The organism is Calidifontimicrobium sp. SYSU G02091, assembly GCF_022631395.1.
In the GTDB taxonomy this organism is placed as follows: domain Bacteria; phylum Pseudomonadota; class Gammaproteobacteria; order Burkholderiales; family Burkholderiaceae_C; genus Calidifontimicrobium; species Calidifontimicrobium sediminis.
The window spans coordinates 1-20,601 of sequence record NZ_JALBGB010000043.1; the positions used below are offsets into that span (position 1 = coordinate 1).

Annotated in this window: 20 protein-coding genes and 1 pseudogene; 7 read left to right on the forward strand and 14 right to left on the reverse strand. The window is 69.8% G+C overall.

What is annotated here, in order from left to right; genetic code table 11:
- The 6 genes and pseudogenes from MOJ79_RS17515 to fliF form a co-directional block, all read right to left on the reverse strand.
- A pseudogene (locus MOJ79_RS17515) lies at window positions 1–192 on the reverse strand (SPOR domain-containing protein); the annotation flags it as partial.
- A 13-nt stretch (window positions 193–205) separates the two neighbouring features.
- Entirely contained in the window at window positions 206–673 is a 468-nt protein-coding gene (gene fliJ / locus MOJ79_RS17520) for a flagellar export protein FliJ (RefSeq protein WP_241925312.1), read from the reverse strand.
- A gap of 35 nt (window positions 674–708) precedes the next feature.
- Window positions 709–2,121, reverse strand: a complete 1,413-nt coding sequence (fliI, locus tag MOJ79_RS17525) for a flagellar protein export ATPase FliI (protein ID WP_241925313.1) — start codon at window positions 2,119–2,121, stop codon at window positions 709–711.
- Complete coding sequence (locus MOJ79_RS17530) at window positions 2,118–2,843, reverse strand: FliH/SctL family protein (protein WP_241925314.1); 726 nt, start codon at window positions 2,841–2,843, stop codon at window positions 2,118–2,120. The genes fliI and MOJ79_RS17530 overlap by 4 nt, the downstream gene beginning before the upstream one ends.
- Before the next feature lie 21 nt (window positions 2,844–2,864).
- Window positions 2,865–3,869, reverse strand: a complete 1,005-nt coding sequence (gene fliG / locus MOJ79_RS17535) for a flagellar motor switch protein FliG (protein ID WP_241925315.1) — start codon at window positions 3,867–3,869, stop codon at window positions 2,865–2,867.
- A 15-nt stretch (window positions 3,870–3,884) separates the two neighbouring features.
- Entirely contained in the window at window positions 3,885–5,573 is a 1,689-nt protein-coding gene (fliF, locus tag MOJ79_RS17540; protein WP_241925316.1) for a flagellar basal-body MS-ring/collar protein FliF, read from the reverse strand.
- 245 nt (window positions 5,574–5,818) lie between these two features.
- On the opposite strand from fliF, the gene fliE reads away from it, so the two are divergent.
- Complete coding sequence (fliE, locus tag MOJ79_RS17545; protein WP_259374560.1) at window positions 5,819–6,085, forward strand: flagellar hook-basal body complex protein FliE; 267 nt, start codon at window positions 5,819–5,821, stop codon at window positions 6,083–6,085.
- A gap of 25 nt (window positions 6,086–6,110) precedes the next feature.
- On the opposite strand, the gene MOJ79_RS17550 is transcribed toward fliE, so the two are convergent.
- From MOJ79_RS17550 to MOJ79_RS17585, 8 genes are all read right to left on the reverse strand, one after another.
- A complete protein-coding gene (locus MOJ79_RS17550; protein ID WP_241925317.1) occupies window positions 6,111–6,614 on the reverse strand; it encodes a GspH/FimT family pseudopilin in 504 nt (167 codons plus the stop codon).
- A gap of 2 nt (window positions 6,615–6,616) precedes the next feature.
- On the reverse strand, window positions 6,617–7,018 hold the full coding sequence (locus MOJ79_RS17555; protein ID WP_241925318.1) for a type IV pilin protein: 402 nt from the start codon (window positions 7,016–7,018) through the stop codon (window positions 6,617–6,619).
- A gap of 17 nt (window positions 7,019–7,035) precedes the next feature.
- Entirely contained in the window at window positions 7,036–7,791 is a 756-nt protein-coding gene (locus tag MOJ79_RS17560; RefSeq protein ID WP_119292819.1) for a flagellar brake protein, read from the reverse strand.
- Between the two features lie 39 nt (window positions 7,792–7,830).
- The gene (locus tag MOJ79_RS17565) at window positions 7,831–8,130 is read right to left on the reverse strand and encodes a flagellar protein FliT (RefSeq protein ID WP_119292817.1); all 300 of its coding nucleotides are present in this window, start codon (window positions 8,128–8,130) and stop codon (window positions 7,831–7,833) included.
- Window positions 8,131–8,168: 38 nt separating this feature from the next.
- On the reverse strand, window positions 8,169–8,558 hold the full coding sequence (gene fliS, locus MOJ79_RS17570) for a flagellar export chaperone FliS (protein ID WP_119292815.1): 390 nt from the start codon (window positions 8,556–8,558) through the stop codon (window positions 8,169–8,171).
- A 175-nt stretch (window positions 8,559–8,733) separates the two neighbouring features.
- Window positions 8,734–10,167 carry a flagellar filament capping protein FliD gene (gene fliD, locus MOJ79_RS17575; protein WP_241925319.1) on the reverse strand — a complete coding sequence of 478 codons (1,434 nt, stop codon included), beginning with the start codon at window positions 10,165–10,167 and terminating at the stop codon, window positions 8,734–8,736.
- 97 nt (window positions 10,168–10,264) lie between these two features.
- The gene (locus tag MOJ79_RS17580) at window positions 10,265–11,131 is read right to left on the reverse strand and encodes a flagellin N-terminal helical domain-containing protein (protein ID WP_241925320.1); all 867 of its coding nucleotides are present in this window, start codon (window positions 11,129–11,131) and stop codon (window positions 10,265–10,267) included.
- A gap of 223 nt (window positions 11,132–11,354) precedes the next feature.
- Window positions 11,355–12,218, reverse strand: a complete 864-nt coding sequence (locus MOJ79_RS17585; RefSeq protein ID WP_241925321.1) for a flagellin domain-containing protein — start codon at window positions 12,216–12,218, stop codon at window positions 11,355–11,357.
- A 362-nt stretch (window positions 12,219–12,580) separates the two neighbouring features.
- Between MOJ79_RS17585 and MOJ79_RS17590 the strand changes: the two genes are divergently transcribed.
- From MOJ79_RS17590 to wecB, 6 genes are all read left to right on the forward strand, one after another.
- Window positions 12,581–14,488 (forward strand): O-linked N-acetylglucosamine transferase, SPINDLY family protein, encoded by a 1,908-nt coding sequence (locus MOJ79_RS17590; RefSeq protein ID WP_241925322.1) that lies wholly within the window; start codon window positions 12,581–12,583, stop codon window positions 14,486–14,488.
- Between the two features lie 100 nt (window positions 14,489–14,588).
- Complete coding sequence (locus MOJ79_RS17595; protein WP_241925323.1) at window positions 14,589–16,130, forward strand: methyltransferase domain-containing protein; 1,542 nt, start codon at window positions 14,589–14,591, stop codon at window positions 16,128–16,130.
- Window positions 16,131–16,137: 7 nt separating this feature from the next.
- Window positions 16,138–17,844 (forward strand): glycosyltransferase family 2 protein, encoded by a 1,707-nt coding sequence (locus MOJ79_RS17600; protein WP_241925324.1) that lies wholly within the window; start codon window positions 16,138–16,140, stop codon window positions 17,842–17,844.
- Between the two features lie 22 nt (window positions 17,845–17,866).
- A complete protein-coding gene (locus MOJ79_RS17605; RefSeq protein ID WP_241925325.1) occupies window positions 17,867–18,496 on the forward strand; it encodes a glycosyltransferase family 32 protein in 630 nt (209 codons plus the stop codon).
- Window positions 18,493–19,098, forward strand: a complete 606-nt coding sequence (locus tag MOJ79_RS17610; RefSeq protein ID WP_241925326.1) for a hypothetical protein — start codon at window positions 18,493–18,495, stop codon at window positions 19,096–19,098. Before MOJ79_RS17605 ends, MOJ79_RS17610 begins: the two co-directional genes overlap by 4 nt.
- Window positions 19,055–20,269 (forward strand): non-hydrolyzing UDP-N-acetylglucosamine 2-epimerase, encoded by a 1,215-nt coding sequence (gene wecB / locus MOJ79_RS17615; protein WP_241925327.1) that lies wholly within the window; start codon window positions 19,055–19,057, stop codon window positions 20,267–20,269. Before MOJ79_RS17610 ends, wecB begins: the two co-directional genes overlap by 44 nt.
- Window positions 20,270–20,601: the final 332 nt, after the last annotated feature.

Here is a 20,601-nt window from a genome sequence, read left to right on the forward strand (position 1 = left end):
GGCCTGCGCATCGGCCGGCGCCGTGGCGGTCACGGCCGCGTCGTCCGGCGCCGCTGCGGCGGCGCGCGCGTCGTCGAGCAGCGCGGCGAAGTCGGCCGCGCGACCGGGGGTCGCGTGCGCCCGCGGCGGCGCGGTGTCGAGGCCGCGCGCGGTCGGTGCGGGGGTGACGGGCAGGGCAGCGGTGGCGGTCATCGCGATCGGTCCTTCAGGCACCAGAGGGCAGCACCGCCGTCGCGGCCAGCGCCTGGCCGTGGCGGTGGGCGCGCGCGGCGGTCTCGTCGGTGGTCTTCTGTTCGCGGCGCGCCGCGCGTTGCTGCTGGTCGCGCTGGCGGCGCTCGACGAGCTTGCGCACCGATGCGACGCGCACCTGCTGCGCGGCCAGCGCGGCGCGGCACTGCTCGGCGCGCTGCTGCGCCGCGTCGACCTGCCGCTGCTGCTGCGCGATGGCCTGCTCGAGCCGGGCCATGAAGCCCTGGTAGCACTGCACGACGGGCATGCTGCCGCCGCGGGCGAAGTGGGCGCTCCAGCGCTGGCGGTATTCCTCGCGGTAGGCGAGCAGCATCTCGGCTTGCGACTGCGCGCGCCGCGCCTCGTCCTCGGCGTGCTGCAGCCGCAGCAGCGCCTGGTCGCGTTCGGCCTCTTCGCGTTCGAGCAGCAGCAGCAGGGTTTGCATGGTGTGGGGGTCTCGTCGTCGGGTCGGGGTGGTCGTCAGGCGGCGCCGACCGCGGCCAGCAGCTGGCGGCGGCTCGCGTCGAGCGATGCGCGTTCGTGCATGTCCTGCTGCAGCAGCGCGGTGAGCGCCGGCTGCGCGCGCAGCGCGGCGTCGAGCTCGGGGTCGCTGCCGGCGGCGTAGGCGCCGAGCTGGATCAGGTCGCGCGCCTTGCTCAGCTTGGCCAGCAGGTGGCGTGCGCGGCGCGCCGCGTCGAGCTGCTCGCGCGGCGCGATCGACGTCATCACGCGCGAGATCGAGCGCTCGACGTCGATCGCCGGGTAGTGGCCGCTCTCGGCCAGTTCGCGCGACAGCACGATGTGGCCGTCGAGGATGCCGCGCGCGGCGTCGGCGATCGGGTCCTGCGGGTCGTCGCCCTCGCTGAGCACGGTGTAGAAGGCGGTGATCGAGCCGACACCGTTCAGGCCGTTGCCGCTGCGCTCGACGAGCTGCGGCAGCTTCGCGAACACGCTCGGCGGGTAGCCCTTGGTGGCGGGCGGCTCGCCGATCGCCAGCGCAATCTCGCGCTGCGCCATCGCGTAGCGCGTCAGCGAGTCCATCAGCAGCAGCACGTGCTTGCCGCGGTCGCGGAAGTGCTCGGCGATCGCGGTGGCGTAGCTCGCGCCCTGCATGCGCAGCAGCGGCGGCGCGTCCGCCGGCGCGGCCACGACGACGCTGCGCGCGCGGCCTTCCTCTTCGAGGATGTCCTCGATGAATTCCTTGACTTCGCGCCCGCGCTCGCCGATCAGGCCGACGACGATCACGTCGGCTGCGGTGTAGCGCGCCATCATCCCGAGCAGCACCGACTTGCCGACGCCGGTGCCGGCGAACAGGCCGATGCGCTGGCCGCGGCCGACCGTCAGCAGCGCGTTGATCGCGCGCACGCCGGTGTCCAGCGGCTGGCGGATCGGGTCGCGGTCCATCGCGTTGATCGGGCGGCGCACCATCGGCTCGTCGCGCGTGTTCGCCACCGGCCCGAGGCGGTCGAGCGGCTGGCCGAGCGAGTCGACGACGCGGCCGAGCAGCCCGTCGCCCATCGGCAGGTGCAGGCCGCGGTCTTCGCTGCGCCGCCACGGGTGCGCGTGCTCGCCGAGCACCGGTGGCACGGTGGGCACCTCGCGCGGCACGACGCGCACGCCGCTGGCCAGCCCGTGCAGATCGCCGGTGGCCATCAGGAACGCGCGGTCGCCGTGGAAGCCGACGACTTCGGCGAGCACCGGCGCGGCGCCGGGCACGTGCACGTCGCACACCGCGCCCACCGGCACGCGCAGCCCGGCGGCCTCGAGCACGAGGCCCGTCACGCGCACCAGCTTGCCCTCGGTGCGCAGCTCCTGCGGGATCGCGGCCCAGGTGCGCAGGTCGTCGAGGTAGCGCGACCAGCGCTGTGCGCGCGGGGTCGTGGCCGCCGTCACGGGCGGCCCTCCGCGTCGTCGGCCGCGGCGGCGTCGCGCCACGGCACGTCCTGCCCGAGCGTCGCGGCGGCCTGCGCCCAGCGCGTGCCGATCTGCGCGTCGACGCGGCCGAGCTCGGACTCGATGCGGCAGCCGCCGCGCTCGACGTCGGAGGTGGCCACGAGCCGCGCCGCGCGGGCGGCCAGCACCTCGGCGGCGCCCTGCGCGACGAGGTCGTGATCGTCGGGGTGGACGTGCACGACGATGTGGCGCGCCGACAGCAGCACCGCGCCGAGCGCATCCTCGGCGACCTTGACGACGAGCTCGGGGCGCGTGGCCAGCTCGCTGCGCACGACCTGCCGCGCGAGCTCGACGGCGGCGCGCGCGACGGCGTGCGCGAGCTGCCGCTCGAGGGCGAGCAGCTCGTCGTCGAAGCGCTGCAGCAGCGCGCCGACCTGCGCCGTCGTCTGCTGCGCGAAGCTGCGCTTGAAGCTGTCGAGCGCGACGAGCCCGTCGCGGTAGCCGTCCTGGTAGCCGGCCTGCCTGGCGGCGTGCAGCTGCGCCTGCAGCGCCTCGGCGACGCTTTGCGCGCTGTCGGGCTGGCGTGACTCGGGCGTGTGCGCCGGCGTGCCGCCGAACGCGTCGGGCGTCCACGCGGCGAAGTCGCGCAGCTCCTCGCGCGGGATGAAGCGCGCGTAGGCCGCGCCGTTGCGCTCGCCGTTCTTCGGTGGGTGGCTCGACATCGGGGGTCCCCGCGGCGTGCGTCAGACGAACTCGTCGTCGCCCGAGCCGCCGAGCACGATCTGCCCCTCGTCGGCGAGGCGCCGCACGATCTTGAGCATTTCCTTCTGCTCGGCCTCGACCTCCGACAGGCGCACCGGCCCGCGGCTTTCCAGGTCTTCGCGCAGCGTCTCGGCCGCGCGCGTGGACATGTTGCGGAAGATCTTCTCGCGCAGCTCGGGGCTCGCGCCCTTGAGCGCGACGACGAGCGACTCGGACTGCACCTCCTTGAGCAGCGTCTGGATGCCCTTGTCGTCGAGCTTTTCCAGGTCGTCGAAGGTGAACATGTTGTCCATGATCTTCTGCGCGAGGTCGGCGTCGGCCTCGCGGATGTAGTCGAGCACCGAGGTCTCGATCGAGCTGCCCATCAGGTTGATGATCTCGGCGGCGGCCTTCGCGCCGCCGAGCGAGGACTTCTTCAGCCGGTCGCCGCCGGCGAGCACCTTCGACAGCACCTCGTTGAGGTCCTTCAGCGCCGACGGCTGGATGCCGTCAAGCGTCGCGATGCGCACCATCACCTCGTTGCGCTGGCGCTCGCCGAACGCTTTCAGGATGTCGCTCGCGTGGTCGTGTTCGAGGTGCACGAGGATCGCGGCGACGATCTGCGGGTGCTCGTTGCGCAGCAGCTCGGCCACCGAGGCGGCGTCCATCCACTTCAGGCTCTCGATGCCGGTGACGTCGCTGCCCTGCAGGATGCGGTCGATCAGCAGGTTGGCCTTGTCCTCGCCGAGCGCCTTGCGCAGCACGGTCTTGACGTACTCGTCGGTGTCGGTTACCAGCATGCTCTGCGAGTCGGCGACCTCGTGGAAGCGCTCGAGCACGGCGTCGACCTTCTCGCGCGGCACGGTCTTCATCTTCGCGATCGCTTCGCCGATGCGCTGCACCTCCTTCGGCGCGAGGTGCTTGAACACCTCGGCGGCCTGCTCCTCGCCGAGCGACATCAGCAGGATCGCGGCATCTTCGATGCCCTTGTCGTCGAGCGCTGCCATCGCCGTGCCGCTGCCTCAGGCCGTCTCGCCGCTCACCCAGCCGCGCACGATGCCGGCCACGGCCACCGGGTTCTCGCGTGCGAGCTGGCGCGCGCGCTCGAGCTTGTCCTCGTTCTTCGGCGGCTCGAGCGCAGGCAGCATCGCCGCGGCGGCGCCAGGCTCGTCGGCGACGACGGCGTCGAGCTGCGTGCCGCGCGCGGGCGCCGGCGGCGGCGCGAGCGTCTTGAGCGCCGGGCGCACGAGGCCGAAGACGACGATCAGCGCGACCAGCGCGAGCGCAGCGGGCACCGCGGTGCTGCGCAGCAGGTCCTGCAGCCACGGCTCCTGCCAGATCGGTGTGACCTCGGGCTCGGGCACCGGCTGCGTGCGGAACGGCGCGTTGATCACGCGCACCGAGTCGCCGCGGTCCTTGTTGAAGCCGATGCTCTCCTGCACGAGCGCGGTGAGCTTGTCGATCTCCTCGGGCGACAGCGGCGTGGTCGTCGTCTTGCCCTTCGCGTCGGTCGTCGTGCGGTGGTTGACGACGACGGCCGCGTTCAGGCGCTTGATCGTGCCGGTGGCCGCGCGCGTGACGCGCACCGTCTTGTCGACCTCGTAGTTGACGACCTGCTCGCGGCGGGTGTTCGTCGTGCCGGTGCCGCCCTGCGCGGCCTGCAGCGGGGCGGCGGCGCCGTTGATCGGCGCGGTGGGCGGCACGGGCGGCTGGTTGGTCGCCGCACCCGGCACGCCCGACGGCACGGCCGGCGTGCTGCCGCTGGACTCCGAGACCTGCTGGCTGCGCACCGCCTGCGGCGCGTTGCCCTGGTTCGGGTTGAACAGCTCCGACGTCGACTCGGTCTGCGAGAAGTCGACCTCGGCGGTCACGGTGGCGCGCAGGTTGTCGCGTCCGACCAGCGGCTCGAGCAGCTCGACGACGCGCTTGACGTAGTTCTGCTCGATCTGCTGCACGTACTGCAGCTGCTGCGCGTCGAGCCCCTGCTGCGCCAGCGAGTCCGACGGGCCCGACAGCAGCGCACCGGTGTGGTCGAGCACGCTGACGGCCTTCGGGTTCATCTCGGGCACCGACGACGCGACCAGGTGCACGATGCCGGCGATCTGCGCGCGGTCGAGCGTGCGCCCCGGGTGCAGCGTCAGCAGCACGCTGGCGCTGGGCTTTTGCTGCTCGCGGAAGAAGCCGTTCTGGTTCGGCAGCGCCAGGTGCACGCGCGCCGACTGCACCGCCGCCAGCGCCGAGATCGAGCGCGTGAGCTCGCCCTCGAGTCCGCGCTGGAAGGTCAGCCGCTCCTGGAACTGCGTCTGCCCGAAGCGCGCGTTGTCCATCAGCTCAAAGCCGACGACGCTGCCCTTGGGCAGCCCGGCCGACGCGAGCTTGAGCCGCGCGTCGTGGACGCGGTCGGCCGGCACGAGGATCGCGCTGCCGCCGTCGGCGTGCTTGTACGGCACGTTCATCTGCGACAGCTGCGCGATGATCGCGCCGCCGTCCTTGTCCGACAGGTTCGCGTACAGCACGCGCCAGTCGCCCTGGCGGCTCCACAGCGCCAGCGCGACGAGCACCGCGACCAGCGCGGCGGCGCCGACGCCCAGCATCAGCCGCGAGCGCGGCGGCATCGCGGCCAGGCGCGCGAGCGCGCCGTCGTGGACGACCGGCCCGGCGGGCGCGGCCAGCGGGGTGGCAGGGGCGGGGGTGAGGGCGTTGTTGTCCATCGCTCGGGGCTTCGGGTGCCGCGCCCTGACTGCGGGGCGGCTCGCGACGGGGCCCATTGTTCGCAACGGGGGTCGTCGCCGATGGAGCGAACAGGCCCGCAATCGGGCTGCACTTCGCCCCCGCGCGCCAGGGCGCGGCGGCCTACAGTGGCGACGTCGCGGACCACCCCGCCGCGCCTGCTGGATGCGCCGTGAAAGTCGACCTGAAGCCCTTCGATTTCGCCCAGGCCGTCGCCCGCGCCGGCCTGCGTCCCGACGGCACGCCGCTGGCGCCGCGCACCGCCGCGCCGGCGAGCTTCCAGAACGCGCTCGCGCAGGCGCTGAAGTCGGTCAGCGCGCAGCAGCTCGAGGCGCAGCGCCTGCAGCGCGAAGTGCAGCTCGACAACCCCAACGTCAGCCTCGAGCAGACGATGATCGCGATGCAGCGCGCACAGATCGGCTTCCAGGCGACGCTGCAGGTGCGCAACCGCCTCGTGCAGGCCTACTCCGAAATCATGAACATGCAGGTGTGAACCTGCACGTTCGCTGTCCCCACGATCAGCACGCCGGCACGCCGCGCAGCGGCGCGGCGCTGCTGCACAGCCGCGCGCGGCCGAGCGGGTGCACGCGCACCTCCACCGCATAGGCGCCGCTGGCGCGCCAGGTGGCCACGATGCCGCCGTCGCTGCGCCCGTCGACCGGCTCGAAGCGCACCGGCTGCGCGGTCAGCATCTCGACGCCGCGGTGCTCGCCGGCGTCGACGGTGCGCAGCGCGCACGCGGCGCCCGCGCTGCGGCAGTCGCAGCCGGGGTCGGTGCTGATCGCGTAGCACCACGCCGCGCCGGGTTGCGGCACGACGTACACCGGCGTGGCGCGCTGCACCGCCTCGTGGCGCGCGAGCGCGAGGTCGCCGGCCAGCGTCTCGCCGGCGGCGACGAGCCGGTGGCGTGCGGTGAAGTCGCCCCAGCTCGGCAGTGCGAGCGCGAGCAGGATCGCCGCGACGGCGAGCGTGAGCATCGCCTCGACGAGCGTGAAGCCGCGCGGCGGCCGTCGGCGTGCCACGCTCAGCGCCCCCAGCAGCGCGGCGCCGGGCCGCGGCGCGCGTGCAGCCCGTCGACTTCGAGCGTCAGCACGTCGCAGTCGCCGCCGCTGGTGGCTGCAGCGACCGCACGCGCGGTGTAGCCCTCGGCGTGGACGTCGGCCACTTCGAGCCGCCAGCGGCCGTCGGCGCCAACCTGCGCGCTCTGGCCGAGTGCGCGCAGGTCGCGCGTGTACAGTCCGTGGTGCGCGCGAAAGCGCGCCTGCGCGAGCTCGAGCTTGAGCAGCGCGGCGGCCGCGTCGGCGCGGCGCGCGTGCTCGAGGTGGCCGCGGTACGCGGGCCACGCGACGGCGGCGAGGAGGCCCGCCACGGCGGTGGCGATCAGCAGCTCGACGAGCGTGAAGCCGCGCGCGCGCGGGGCGGCCATGGGCGCGGGCCTCGGCTTCAGTCCAGCGACAGCAGCCGCCGGCGCTTCTGCGTCTGGTCGATGTAGCGCTGCAGCGCACGCTGCGCCTCGCCGTCGAGGTCGTGCAGCGAGCAGCCCACGCGCGTGCCGGCGGCGTCGCCGTCGAGCGAGGTCACGTGGTGCAGCATCAGCGTCGCGGCGAAGCGCGTCGTCGCGTCGAGCTCGAGGCGCGCGCCGTGCACGCGTGTGCCCGGCGGCAGCGGCGGCACGTTGGCCGGCACGAACAGCGCGCAGCCGCCGATCGACACGTCGAGGATGCGCAGCGTCAGCGACATCTCGGGCAGCGCCGGGTGGCGCAGGACCGCGGCGGCGCCGGCGCGCGCCGGCAGCTTGACGCGAAAGCTCTGCCGGCGCTGGAAGCGAAACAGCTGCCGCGGCATCCCGGCCTGCAGCGCGCAGGCGTCGGCGCCGTGCACGAGCAGCAGCGGGCCGAGGTCGAACTGGACCTTGACGTTGTCGAGGTAGCCCACTGCGACGACCTCGGTCGCGCCGACGAGGCGCTGCACCTGCGGGTCGCCCGCCTCGGCGGCGAAGCTGAGCATGCCGCGCCCGGCGTCGACGGTCCACAGTGTCGTGCGCACGTGCGCGCCGTTGGGCGCGCTGAGGAACACGTCGCTGCTCGCGTCGAGCAGCCGGCGCAGCAGCGCGACGATCTCGCGCGGGGACTCGACGCGGAACTCGTCCAGGCCGTCGCCGACGTCGCCGAGCGGTGCAGGCTGGGTGTGCTGGAACATGGTCTTGCGGTGCGCGCGGGAGGGCCTGCCGGCCGCGGTTCAGTGCAGCGTCTTGGGCCGCCCCGCCAGCAGCTGGTCGAGGTCGTCGAGCCACGGCTCGGCGAGGTGGCGGATCTCGGCGTCGTTGACGAGGATGCGCTGCATCAGGCGCGCCTTGGCCTTGCGCTCCTCGGGGTCGAGCTGCTGGCTGCGCGCCGCCTGCTTGAGCTGCGAGATCAGCAGCACGCACGCGCCCTCGAGCTTGACGACCTCGTTCCAGTCGCCGGCCTTGGCCGCGGCGAGCATGTCGGCGCTGGCCTTCTCGATGGCCTCGTAGTAGCTGAGCAGCGACGGGTTCATCGTGGGTGTCGTCATCGGTGGCAGGGGTGGGACACCGCTCAGCCGGCGTGGGCGGCTGCCGGACGCGGCGCGATCGCCGTCCAGGCCTCGTGGATCGGCTGCATCAGGCGCAGGCATTCCTCCAGCGCGGCCTCGTCGTTGCGCAGGTTGGCTTCGGTCAGCCGCTTGACGATGTAGGCGTACAGGCTGGACAGATCGCGGGCGAGTGCGCCGCCGGCCTTGATGTCCAGGCCGGCGCGCAGCCCCTCGTCGACGATGCGCACTGCGCGGGCGATGGCGGCGCACTTGGTGCTCACGTCGCGGCGGCGCAGCGCGCCGCGCGCCTCGGCGACGGCGGCGGTGAAGCCGTCGAACAGCATGCCGATGAGCTGGTGCGGGTCGGCGGCGGCGACGCCGATCTCGGCCGCCGCTTTCTGGTAGGGGTTCATGCGGCGGGCGGGGGCGGGTGGCGCAAAAGTGGCGAAGGGGTGCATCGGGACGACACGGTGGACAGCGCGATGTCTGGGTTATCGGGCGGGCGGCGCGGCGACTTGAGCGCGGCAGCGAAACGAGAAGGGGGTGCCGAAGCACCCCCTTTGCGCCCTGCGGCCGCGGGCCGGGCCGTCACTTGGACGTTTTGTTGAACTGCGTGATCTGCTGCGTCATGTACTGCGACAGGCCGCCGAGCTGGCCCAGGCGCGTGTCGAGCGCGTTGTACTGCCGCAGCAGGCGCTGCTCGGTCAGCGCGATGCGCTGTTCGAGGCGTTCCTTTTGCAGTTCGTTGCTCTTCAGCCGCGTCTGCAGGCCGCTGGTGCGGCTGGGCAGCGCGCCGTCGGCGCCGAGCACCTGGTCGAGGAAACCCTTGAAGCGCTGGGCAAAGCCTTGCGCGTCGGGGTCGGTGCCCGTCGCGGCGAACAGCTTGCGCAGTTCGGCGCTGTGGGCCACCGCGTTGTCGAGCTTGCTGCCGCGCACCTGGATCGTGCCGTCGGTCTGCACGTCGAGACCGATCTCGGCCAGCCGGGTGAATACGCTGCTGGCGCTCGAGCTGCCGGCCATCAGCGCGCGCAGCTGCGACATCAGGGCGATGCCGGTGCGGTCGCCCTGCAGCGGCCCGGCCGTCTTCGACGCCGGGTCGTACTTGGTCTGCTCGCGCAGCAGCTTGATCGCCTCGTTGTACGCGGTAACGAACTCGTTGACCGACTTGCGCAGGCTCTCGTCGTCCTGCGCGACGGTGACCTCGACCGGATCGGGGCCTGCCTGCGCGAGCGTCAGCGACAGGCCGCCGATCACGTCACCGAGCTGGTTCGTCTTCGACTGCACGGTGATGCCGTCGACCTGCACGAGCGCGTCGGCCGCCTGCTTGGTGCGCGTCAGGAAGCTGGTGCCTCCGGAAGGGTCGAAGGCCAGCGCCGACAGGCCGGCGTTGTCGGCGTCGTTGCCGTCGGCGTCGCCGCTGACCTGGATGCGGAAACCGTTCTCGGCGCCGGTCTCGCGCGAGCGGAGCACCAGCCGCGCCCCGTTGACGTCGCTGACGATGCTGGCGGCGACGCCGGCGTCGGCGGCGTTGATCTTGTCGCGCAGCGTCTCGAGCGTGTCGTCGGCGGTCACCGCGATGTCGACCGCGGTGGCGCCGGTCTTGGGCACCGGCGGGGCGGCGTCCCAGTCGCCGAGTTCGATGCGCAGCGTGCCGGCGCCGACGAGCGCGGTGCGGTCCGCGAACGCCGACGACGCGACCGTCTGACCGGCAGCCAGCTGCTGGACGAGCACGCTGTAGCTGCCCGTCTGTGCCCCGGGGGCGGCGCTGGCCGCCACCGCCTCGGGGCGGCTGCTGGCGGCCTTGACGGCGCCCCACGTGTCGCTGCGCGTGAGCCGGGCCGCGGCGTCGCGCAGCGTCGACAGCGCGCTTTGCAGCTTGCCGAACGCCGAGATCTGCGTCTGGATCTTGGTGGCCGCCTTCTCGAGCTGCTGGATCGGCCGGCGCTCGAGCGCCACCAGCTGCGCGACGATGGACTGCACGTCCAGGCCGCTGCCGATGCCGGGGGAAGAGATCGTCGCCATGGGGTCTTACCGAGGGCTGGATGTGACAACACCCGGGCAGGGCCGTGCCCCGCGCCGGGTGTTCGTGGTATCGGCCGACGCGGCCGCGGCTTGAGCGTCAGCGCTGCAACAGACTGAGCACCTGCTGCGGCAGCTGGTTGGCCTGCGCGACCATCGCGGTGCCGGCCTGCTGCAGGATCTGCGCGCGCGACAGGTTGGCCGTCTCGGCGGCGAAGTCGGCGTCCATGATGCGGCTGCGCGCGGCCGACTGGTTCTCGACGTTGACCTGCAGGCTGCTGATAACCGCTTCGAAGCGGTTTTGTGTGGCGCCCCACACGGAGCGGCTCGAATTGATGGTGTCTAGGGCGGCATCGATGTCGTCGATCACGGCGTCGATCGCGGTGCCCGCGACGGCCGTCGTCGAGCTCAGATTGCCGATCACCGCCGTGCTCGTCGTCACCGCCAGCAGTGTCGCGTCGGCACTGATCGACGTGGTACCCAGGTTGATGCTGACGCGATCGTTGCTGGTCGTGCCGGCACCGACCTGGAACTCCAGGCTGCCCGTCTTGGTGAAGATGGCCTCGCCGTTGAACGTCGTGCCGTTCAAGACGCGCTTGATCTCGTCCTGCAGTTCCTTGAACTCGTTCTGCAGCGAGTCCTGGTCACGCTCGGTGTTGGTGGCGTTGCGGGCCTGCAGCGCCAGCTCGCGCATGCGCTGCAGCGAGTCGCCGATCTTCGACAGGGCCCCCTCGGCGACCTGCGCGTACGAGATGCCGTCGTTGGCGTTGCGGATCGCGACGTTCATGCCGCGGATCTGCGCGTTCATGCGCTCGGCGATCGCCAGGCCGGCAGCGTCGTCCTTGGCGGAGTTCACCCGCAGCCCCGACGACAGGCGTGCCATCGAGGTCGCCAGCGACGACTGCGTCGAGTTCAGCGCCCGCTGCGCGTTCAGCGAGGCGACGTTCGTGTTGATCGTTTGCGGCATCGTCACTCTCCTTGTCGAGCCTCGAGGGATTCGGCGACCGGTGGCGACGACGCCACCTGCATGTCTCGATGCGACGAGTATCGGCAGTCGGGAGCGGACGGATGGCCCGAATAGCGTGGCTTTGGGCAGCCAGATGGACGCGCCGGTGCGCGCTCTTCGCGATGCGGGGCACCAAGCAAAAACGCCCGCGTGGGGCGCGGGCGTTGTGGGGACGAAGGCTCGGTCAGCGCAGCAGGCTGAGCACCTGCTGCGGCAGCTGGTTGGCCTGCGCGACCATCGCGCTGCCCGCCTGCTGCAGGATCTGCGCACGCGACAGGTTGGCCGTCTCGGCGGCGAAGTCGGCGTCCATGATCCGGCCACGGGCGGCGGACTGATTCTCGACGCTGACCTGCAGGCTGGAGATCACCGCCTCGAAGCGGTTCTGCGTGGCGCCCCACACCGAGCGCTTCGAGTTGATGGTGTCCAAGGCGGTGTCGATGCTGTTGATGACCGCGTCGATCGATGCGCCGGAGACGGCTGTCGTCGTGTTCAGGTCACCGATGATGGCGGTGGAGGTCGTCACGGCACTCAAGGTGCTGTCGCTGCTCAGCGAGGTGCTGCCAAGCACGATGCTGACCTTGTCATTCGAAGTCGTGCCAGCGCCGACCTGGAATTCGAGGGTGCCGGTCTTGGTGAAAAGCGCCTCGCCGTTGAACGTCGTGCCACCGAGCACGCGCTTGATCTCGTCCTGCAGTTCCTTGAACTCGTTCTGCAGCGAGTCCTGGTCCTTCTCGGTGTTCGTCGCGTTGCGGGCCTGGACGGCCAGCTCGCGCATGCGTTGCAGCGAATCGCCGATCTTCGACAGTGCACCCTCGGCGGTCTGCGCGTACGAGATGCCGTCGTTGGCGTTGCGGATCGCGACGTTCATGCCGCGGATCTGCGCGTTCATGCGCTCGGCGATCGCCAGGCCGGCGGCGTCGTCCTTGGCGGTGTTGACGCGCAGGCCCGAGGAAAGCCGGGCCATCGAGGTCGCCAGCGCGGACTGCGACGAGTTGAGGCTGCGCTGCGCGTTCAGCGAGATGACATTTGTGTTGATCGTTGCGGGCATCGTGAGCTCCTTTTCTAGACCATGACTCCGGCATGCGCCGGTGACGATTGAGGGCGGTTGCCCGTCCCCAGCCTGACGTGACCACCGTCACGCCCACCGCCCGACGCTAGCCGGCGCAAGGGCTCCGAACGCGGAGGCCGCCTTGCCGTCTAACCGGACCACGGTTCGTGCACCGAACCGTTGGGAGCGTTATCGAACACAAAGCGCCGGGCTTTAGCCCCATTTCGCACCTCCGCTGCGTCGCGATCCCCTGGTAAGCCTCCGGCCGGGCGGCAGAAATGTCGCTGCACGGCGCGCAAATCCGGCGATGCCATGACTCCGGCGTCTCTACAGTGGCGACGTCGATGATTGAGGAGCACCCGATGGCACAGGCCACCGCCCGTGAAGCCCATCGCGCATGGCAGCGCGGCCAGGCGAGCTCGAAGCGCGGTCGCTGGGCCCAGGCCGAGCGTGAATTCCTGCGCGCAGCCCGGCTGCAGCCCAACGAGGCGGTGTTTCACCTCAACGTAGCGCGCACGCAGCTGCACTTGGGGCGTCTGGATGACGCGCTGATCAATGCGAAGCGCGCGCTCGGCGCGGACCCGACCAGTGAGGTTGCCATGGCCCTCGCCGTGCACTGCCTGGTCTCGACGGGCCGCCATGGCGAGGCGGCCACGCTGATGGCGGGTGCCGACCCGGCGATGCCGCGGGGCGTGGACTATTGGTTCCACTATGCAAAGTGCATTGAGTACCAGGGTCGGCCGCTGGAGGCGATCCACGCCTACATGCAAGCCCTGTCCGTGCGTCTGGACCACGTGCCGACCCACATTCGCCTGGGCCACTGCTTCATGGCGCTGGACCAGAAAGAGGAAGCGGCGCAGTGCTTCCGCACCGCCATCGCGCTGGGTGCAGGCCGTGACGAGCTGCACCTGCGCGGGCTGCTCGCGTTTCGCGAGCGCGAGGTCTGCCGCTGGAGCGATCTGCAGGGCGATCTCGACGCGCTGCGGCAGGGGTTGGCGCAGCTCGCCGCCGACGACGACCGGCCGGTGACCGCGTTCGCTCATTTGTCATTTTGGGATGATCCGGCGCTGCACCTGCGCGGCGCGCGCAGCTTCGCGAACTACGTCGCGCGCGACGTCACGCCGCTGCCACCGGCCACGATGGCGCCACTACCGTGGCGTCGGCTGCGCGTGGGCTACGTCTCGAGCGACATCTGCCAGCACGCCACACTGATCCTGCTCGCTGGCGTCCTCGAGGCGCACGACCGCAACCGGTTCGAGGTGACGGTGTACTCGCACAGCCGCAAGGATGACTCCGCACTGCGCGAGCGCGTCGTGCGCAGTGTCGAGCACGTCGTCGAGATCGGGGAGCTCGATCCCCGGCAGGCGGCGCAGCGCATGCGCGACGACGGCATCGACGTGCTGATCGACCTGAAGGGCTACACGCGCGACTCTCGCCCCGCCATCTTCGCGTACCGGCCGGCACCTGTGCAGGTGTCGTTCCTCGGCTACCCGGGATCGACCGGGGCGCCGTGGATCGATTACATCGTCGGCGATCCCGTCGTGACCCCGCTCGAGCATGCGGCCTGTTACACCGAAAAGATCGCGCAGATGCCGGTCTGTTACCAGCCCAACGACAGTCACAGGCCGCTGCCGCAGCCGCTACCGCGTGCCCAGTGCGGACTGCCGGAGGACGCTGTGGTGCTGTGCGCGTTCAACCAGCCGTACAAGATCACGCCGGAGACGCTCGTCCTCTGGGCCGAGATCCTGCGCCGGGTGCCCAACTCGGTGCTGTGGCTGCTCGAATGGAACGAGCAGGTGCGCAAGAACGTCGAGCCGAAGATGCAGGCGCTGGGGATCGACCTGCAGCGCATCATCTGGGCGCCACCGGTCGCCTACGAGGCGCACATCGCGCGGCTGCGCAACGCCGACCTGTTCCTCGACACGTTTCCGTGCAACGCCCACACGACGGCGAGTGACGCGCTGTGGGCCGGCGTGCCGGTGGTCACGCGAGTCGGCGAGAGCTTCGCAGCGCGCGTGGCGGCCAGCCTGAACCACGCCGTCGGTCTGGACGAGTGCATCTGCATGGACGCGCCGGCCTATCTCGAGCGCGCCGTCGCGCTGGCGACGGACCCCACGGGACGCGAGGCGCTTCGGCAGCGCCTCGTCGATGCCCGCAGCGTATCGGCACTCTTCGACAGCCGCCGCTACGCCGGCGATTTCGAGCGCTTGCTGCTGCAGATGGCCGAGCGCGCGGCCGCGGGGTTGCCACCCGCCCACCTCCTCGCCTGAGTCAGGCGGCGCGGCGTCGAGCGTCGGGAATTGGCGAGCGAGGGTGTGCGTTTTCCGGCCGCTGTGGGCCAGCGGGCCGCAATACGCTGCACCCACCACCATGGCTGAAGCTCACCGCGAGGTGTGCATGAACCTCCCCCCGATCCATCTCGTCATCATGCAGCCTCCGGGCTATGTGCACTCGCTCGGTCTGCTGGACCAGGCGCGCTACTTCCGCTACCAGTTCCGGCGTCTGGGCGCACAGGTGACGCTGGCCAAGAACCGCCTGCGCGAGGACGCGGTGAACTTGGTGTTCGGTGCGCACCTGGGCTTCCCGCGCGAGTTGCTGCGCCGGCACGCCTGCTTGATCGTCAACCTGGAGCAACTGGGCGCCGGCGGGGCGAGGCTGGATGCGGCGTACCTTGAGCTGCTGCGCAGCGCGGCGGTCGTGGACTACGACGCGGCGAACGTCGCCCACTATGGCGTCGATCCCGGGGACGTCCCGCTCGTGCCCTTTCTGCATGCACCGTACCTCGACACGGGTGACGCCCCACCGCTCGAGGAGCGACCGATCGACTTGCTGTTCTTCGGCAGTCTGAATGCCAGACGGCGCGCATTCATCGAGCGCGTCGAGGCTGCAGGCGGCTTGGTGACGATGTTCGACGCCCCGCTGTACGGCGCCGAACGTGACGCCTACGTGCGTCAGGCGAAGGCGGTCCTGAACTGTCACTACTACGACACGAGCCGCTTCGAACAGGCACGTGCGTTTCACTGCCTGTCGCTCGGGACCCCAGTGATTTCCGAGCGAACTGCGGCCACCCGTGCGCCGCAGCCGTACGAGGAGGCTGTCTTCTGGGTCGACGATGTCTCGCTCGGCGAGTTCTTTCAACGCGAGTTCGCATCGCCGCGATTCTTCGACACCGCACGGGCCCGGCTGGCGGCCTTTCGGACGCACGACCCCGTCGAGGCCTACGCGGACCTGCTGGCATTCGCGGCGGGATTCCACCAGGCCTGGGGACGAACCCGCGCCGAGGCGCCCTGGCGCCCGCGTCGCATCAACCTCGGTTCCGGCAAGGACTACAAGCCTGGCTGGCTCAACGTCGACGTGCTGGAACGCACCGAGCCGGACCTCGTGCTCGACCTCAGCCGGCCGCAGTCATGGCCGCTGGAGACCACCACCCGCTTCGGCGTGCCGGTGCAGCTGCACGCGGGGGAGGTCGACGTGGTCCACGCCAACAACGTCCTCGAGCACGTGCCGGACCTGCCTGCGCTGATGGGCAACGTCCTGGATCTGCTAGCCGAGGGCGGACGCTTTGAAATCGAGGTGCCCTACGAGAAGGCGCCCACCGCGTGGCAGGATCCGACGCACGTGCGCGCGATGAACGAGAACTCGTGGATCTATTACACCGACTGGTTCTGGTATCTGGGGTGGATCGACCATCGATTCGAGCTGGCCGAGTTCGACTGGCTGGACCTGAAGCTGCAGCGCTGCGACCAGCCGCGGGCTGCGTTCATGCGGGTCGTGCTGCGCAAAGTGGCGACGTCGCCGCGTGAGCGCACGATCGCGCGCACGATGCGCCCCGACTTCGGCGGTGTCGACGAAGACTGGTCGTCACCTCAGCAGACCCCGGCCACCGACGCCGCCGTTCCACTTTGCAAGTGAGCGGCCCATGACGACCGAAACTGCCGCCTCCAGCGGTACCGCTTTCCTGCCGGCGATGGCGATCAGCCTCGTCAAGAACGAGGCCGACCTGATCGAAGCGTCGGTGCGCCACAACCTCGCGTTCGTCGACCTGATGGTGGTCATCGATAACGGATCGACCGACGGCACCCGCGAGATTCTCCAGGCCTTGCGCGACGAGGGCCTGCCCCTCGTCGTCGTCGACGACCCGATCGTCGGACACTACCAGTCGGAGAAGGTGTCGCACGCCTACCGCATGTTCGCGCCGGTGTTCAACCCGGCGCTGGTGTACCTGCTCGACGCCGACGAGTTCGTCGTCGCGCGCGACCGCGCAGGGCTTGAGGCTTTGCTGCGGGCCGTGCCCGAGGGCGGCGCAGCGCTGCTGCCCTGGCGGACGTACGTGCCGCTGCGGGATTACGCAGCGATGGACATCGCGCGCGACCCGCTGGGCCTGCTGACCGCCAGGCGTCGGCGCGAAGAGCCCCTGTACCACAAGGCCGTCATCCGGCGCCGTGCCAGCGACGACGCGATGCTGGTCGTGGACCAGGGCAACCACGCCGTTCGACTGCGAAGCGGCGAAGCGGTGCGCCATGTGCACATCGACGAGGCTTACCTCGCCCACTTGCCGGTGCGCAACGTCGAGCAGCTGACTGCCAAGGTCGTCAACGGCTGGCATGCTTGCCAGGTTCGCGATCAAGCGCAGCGCGTGCCCGGAGAGGCCTACCAGTGGCAGCAACTGAGCGACCGCATCTTGGCAGGCAGGCCGCTGCAGCCCGCCGAGGTGACCGATATCGCGCTGAACTATGCCCAGCGGGAACGAGCGGGTCGCAGCGCTGCAGCGGATGTCGTCGAAGACCCGGTACCGGCACGCTATGGCACGATCCGCTATGTGCACTTGGGCCGGCACAGCGCGGTCGCCAAGGTCGCGCTCGCGATGCTGGCGAGCAGGCAGGGCGGGACCGGCTCGCAGGTGCCGGACGCACCGCAGGGCACCGCGATCGATCTGGCGCCTGCACTGAGCCTTTTGCGAGGCTGCAGCGCCCGCACGGTGGCTATTGGCGGCGACTCGTCGTCCTGGGCGAGCGCGCTGCGCGCCGTCGAGCGGGAAGTGCGCGTCGTCGACGCTGACGACGGGTCGAGTCCCGTTGAACTGCTCATCCTGCCTGCGCTGCGGCACGACCAGTGCCTGGAAGTGGTGCCACGCATGCGCGATCGCACGCCTTGCCGGATCGTGTGGTGGCCCGCGCAGCGCCGCACTCCGGAGACGGTGGCGGCTGAACTCGCTGCCTGGCGCGCGGCCGGGTGGGCGCCGGACCTGATGGCGACCATGACGTACCGGGCGCTGGCAAGCTACAGCGCCGAACGGCATGGCGCCGTGGTGCTCGTTCCCGCTGGCGACGTCGCCGACGAACGAGCTGCCGTGGTGCGCAGCCTGCTGATCGCGCTGGAGGCAGCGCCACATCCGTGGACCGATCCGGCGCCGCAGGTGCTGTGGCATCCGCTGCAGACGCTGCACATCGCCGAGCTGGGTGGGCGTCGCGAGACGTCGCACGCTGGCTACAGCATGGCCGTTAACTGCAAATCTACCGACCATTCGTGCGGGACATCGGGGATTCCGATCGACACCCGCCCTTTAGCATCGCCCAAAAGTGAAGCCCCGGCCCAACGACGGGGATGGCAGCAAGCCCGAACATGATTCAAAGCAAGGAAGCCTGAATATGATTCCAAGACTGGCCCACGTCATCTGGGTTGGCGGGGCGCCGATGCCGGAGAAGGAGGCCGCGTGCCTCGACCGCAATCGCCAAGTGCTGTCAGGTTACGACTTCTTGCTCTGGGGAGACGACGACATCGAGCAGCTAAGCGCGGGTCTGCCGCAAGTGCAAGCATTCATCGAATTTGCCCGTGCCGTAAGGAAATGGGCGTTCGTCAGCGATGCGATGAAGATGCTTTTGCTGGTGCGCTTCGGGGGGTGGGTGCTTGACGCCGACAACGAGTTCCTGCAGCCCCCGGATGCCTTCGGCCGCTTCAACTGGGTGTCGGGATTCGAGAACTGGAACGGTCACCGCAGTCCGATTACGGCGATCATGGGCGCATCGCCCGATCATCGCTTTTCGCGGCTACTGCTATCCGTGTATGCGAACTCGCCACCGGAGCAGATCTGCGCCGTGCCGAACACCCAGTGGATCTCACATATCCTCTACCACTACGGCATGAACCGCGACAACCGGAGGCAGTACATCGAAGCTCTCGACGTTGAGATCTTTCCGGACCATGTCTTTTGTGGACCGCCCAAGAACGGCGATACCGTTGCTTTGCACCACTTCTCGGCCTCTTGGGTGAACGCATGATCCACGAAGACCGCGAGTTCCGCGTGCGCAAGTTCTCGTTCTTCTCGGCCGACGATCCATACGACCTGCGGTTCAGCCACGAAATCTGCTGGTCGCGCATCTACGAGTATCCGTTCGTCCTGGCAGAGATCGAATCGCTTGGTCTGGCCAACCCGCGCGTGCACAACGCCGCTTGGGGGTACGTCGACATCCACCTCGTTTTCAAGACATGGCTTGACCTGCGCTACCCGGAGACCTTTCACTCCGACATTCGCCCGTCGACACTGCACGCAACCGCCAGCTGGGACATTGCACAACCGCCCTCTGAGGCGCTGCACCGTCGCTTCGATGTCGTGCTCAACGTGTCGACGCTGGAGGAAGTCGAGGCTGACCATGTGCAGGTGATCAAGAACCACCTCGTTCAGGTAAGGACCGGCGGCCGCTTCATCGCGACGTTCGACGTGCCGGGGCTGGATCTCGAGCGCGTCGAACACTTTGTCGGAGAGAAGATCGTCACACCCCGGCGCAAACTGTCGCCACGCAATTCACGTCTCGAAGACCGGAAGCTAGGCCTGCCTAATGACTTTGCTGTCGGATATCTGGTGCTCGACTGCGTCGGTTGAGGCGTCCACCAAGGCCAAGTCCGCAGCGGCGCTGATATGCGTCGGTACGCGCCCGGAGATCATCAAGATGGCACCGGTGCGGGACGCGCTGCGTGCCGCCGGCCAGCGGGTAATGGTCGTGCACACCGGTCAGCATAGCGAGATGGCGTGGCCCCTGTTCGACTTCTTTGACATGCGACCGGACATCTGTCTGAGGTTGCGCCGCGAACGTGACGGCTTGCCGCACCTTGCCGCCGAGCTGCTGGATGTGCTCGGTACAGCTATCGCTCGACTGCAGCCGGGCTACGTGCTCGTCCATGGGGACACACTCAGCGCGATGGCCGCGGCGCAGGCGGCGTTCTTCGCCAGAGTGCCGATCGCACATGTCGAAGCCGGGTTGCGCTCAGGCCGCACAGACGACCCTTTCCCGGAGGAGATGTGCCGCCAAGTCATCGGCCGGTTCGCCGACCTGCATTTCGCACCGACCGAACGCGCGGCACTGAACCTGCGTGCCGAAGGCGTTAATAGCGACCGTATCGTGGTAACCGGCAACACGGTGGTCGACGCCGCCCTGGCGACTCGCAGGCGCCTAAGACTGCCGGGCGCATGGCGGCACCCCCCTCCGCTCGAACATCTTTTCGCCGATTCATCGGGCCGCATTGTCCTGGTGACGGCCCATCGGCGCGAGAACTGGGGGGGCGGGATCGCGGCCATTGCCCGCGCTGTGGTGCAGATTGTCCGTGGCCATGCCGACGTCCGTGCGATCTGGCCACTACACGCCAATCCGCGTGTCGCGCAGACGGTCGAGAACGAACTGCGCCATGCTCCAGACGAAGTCCGCGCGAGGGTTCTGCTACTGCCGCCAGTCGACTATCCGTCGCTCATCGACTGCCTGTCGCGCAGCTGGCTGGTGCTGACCGACTCTGGCGGCATCCAAGAAGAAGCCGCGTCGTTGGGCAAGCCCGTGTTTGTTCTGCGAGAGACCACCGAGCGACCTGAGATCCTGGATGCTGGACTCGGACGGCTCGTGGGTGCAGATGAGAATCGGATAGTCGCCGCTTTCGATGCCCTTAGTGCCGATGCTGAGGCCTACCGCCGCATGTGCGCGTCGCTGGCGTTCAACCCGTTCGGCGATGGCCTGGCGGCCACCCGGATCGCCGAGATTCTTCGGACGTTCAGTTTTGCCGGCTGAGGCGATCGTCCCGCGTGAGTGTCTTCCGCGGTGCAAGTGCTGCACGGGCTGCGCGCACCGTTCTGGCCACTGTGCCTTACCTGCTGGCCGGCCCCTCACACCGCTGAAGTCGTTTGCCAGGAGTCCAGCTTGAAGGGGAGATGACCACGCTGGCTACTCGGGTCTGGCGAACGGCGTCGCAGCGGCCCGGCGCGCTCCGAACAACGGCTCAGGCTGGCTGACGACAATTACCTTGGCCGGTCGTGTTGCCTCACCTCGACATGCTACCGGTCTGCCTCATCAGGTTCGCACCGTGTCTACTGATCGATCGTGCGACCTTGGCGCGGCGAATA

Excerpts from the sequence above, each read along its gene's own strand:
- MOJ79_RS17530 (WP_241925314.1), bottom strand. The coding sequence starts at position 2,843 with ATGTCGAGCCACCCACCGAAGAACGGCGAGCGCAACGGCGCGGCCTAC.
- MOJ79_RS17555 (WP_241925318.1), bottom strand. The coding sequence starts at position 7,018 with ATGGCCGCCCCGCGCGCGCGCGGCTTCACGCTCGTCGAGCTGCTGATC.
- MOJ79_RS17565 (WP_119292817.1), bottom strand. The coding sequence starts at position 8,130 with ATGAACCCGTCGCTGCTCAGCTACTACGAGGCCATCGAGAAGGCCAGC.
- fliJ (WP_241925312.1), bottom strand. The coding sequence starts at position 673 with ATGCAAACCCTGCTGCTGCTGCTCGAACGCGAAGAGGCCGAACGCGAC.
- fliD (WP_241925319.1), bottom strand. The coding sequence starts at position 10,167 with ATGGCGACGATCTCTTCCCCCGGCATCGGCAGCGGCCTGGACGTGCAG.
- fliF (WP_241925316.1), bottom strand. The coding sequence starts at position 5,573 with ATGGACAACAACGCCCTCACCCCCGCCCCTGCCACCCCGCTGGCCGCG.
- MOJ79_RS17595 (WP_241925323.1), top strand. The coding sequence starts at position 14,589 with ATGGCTGAAGCTCACCGCGAGGTGTGCATGAACCTCCCCCCGATCCAT.
- wecB (WP_241925327.1), top strand. The coding sequence starts at position 19,055 with ATGACTTTGCTGTCGGATATCTGGTGCTCGACTGCGTCGGTTGAGGCG.
- fliS (WP_119292815.1), bottom strand. The coding sequence starts at position 8,558 with ATGAACCCCTACCAGAAAGCGGCGGCCGAGATCGGCGTCGCCGCCGCC.
- MOJ79_RS17585 (WP_241925321.1), bottom strand. The coding sequence starts at position 12,218 with ATGCCCGCAACGATCAACACAAATGTCATCTCGCTGAACGCGCAGCGC.
- fliG (WP_241925315.1), bottom strand. The coding sequence starts at position 3,869 with ATGGCAGCGCTCGACGACAAGGGCATCGAAGATGCCGCGATCCTGCTG.
- MOJ79_RS17580 (WP_241925320.1), bottom strand. The coding sequence starts at position 11,131 with ATGCCGCAAACGATCAACACGAACGTCGCCTCGCTGAACGCGCAGCGG.
- MOJ79_RS17610 (WP_241925326.1), top strand. The coding sequence starts at position 18,493 with ATGATCCACGAAGACCGCGAGTTCCGCGTGCGCAAGTTCTCGTTCTTC.
- MOJ79_RS17590 (WP_241925322.1), top strand. The coding sequence starts at position 12,581 with ATGGCACAGGCCACCGCCCGTGAAGCCCATCGCGCATGGCAGCGCGGC.
- MOJ79_RS17600 (WP_241925324.1), top strand. The coding sequence starts at position 16,138 with ATGACGACCGAAACTGCCGCCTCCAGCGGTACCGCTTTCCTGCCGGCG.
- MOJ79_RS17560 (WP_119292819.1), bottom strand. The coding sequence starts at position 7,791 with ATGTTCCAGCACACCCAGCCTGCACCGCTCGGCGACGTCGGCGACGGC.
- MOJ79_RS17605 (WP_241925325.1), top strand. The coding sequence starts at position 17,867 with ATGATTCCAAGACTGGCCCACGTCATCTGGGTTGGCGGGGCGCCGATG.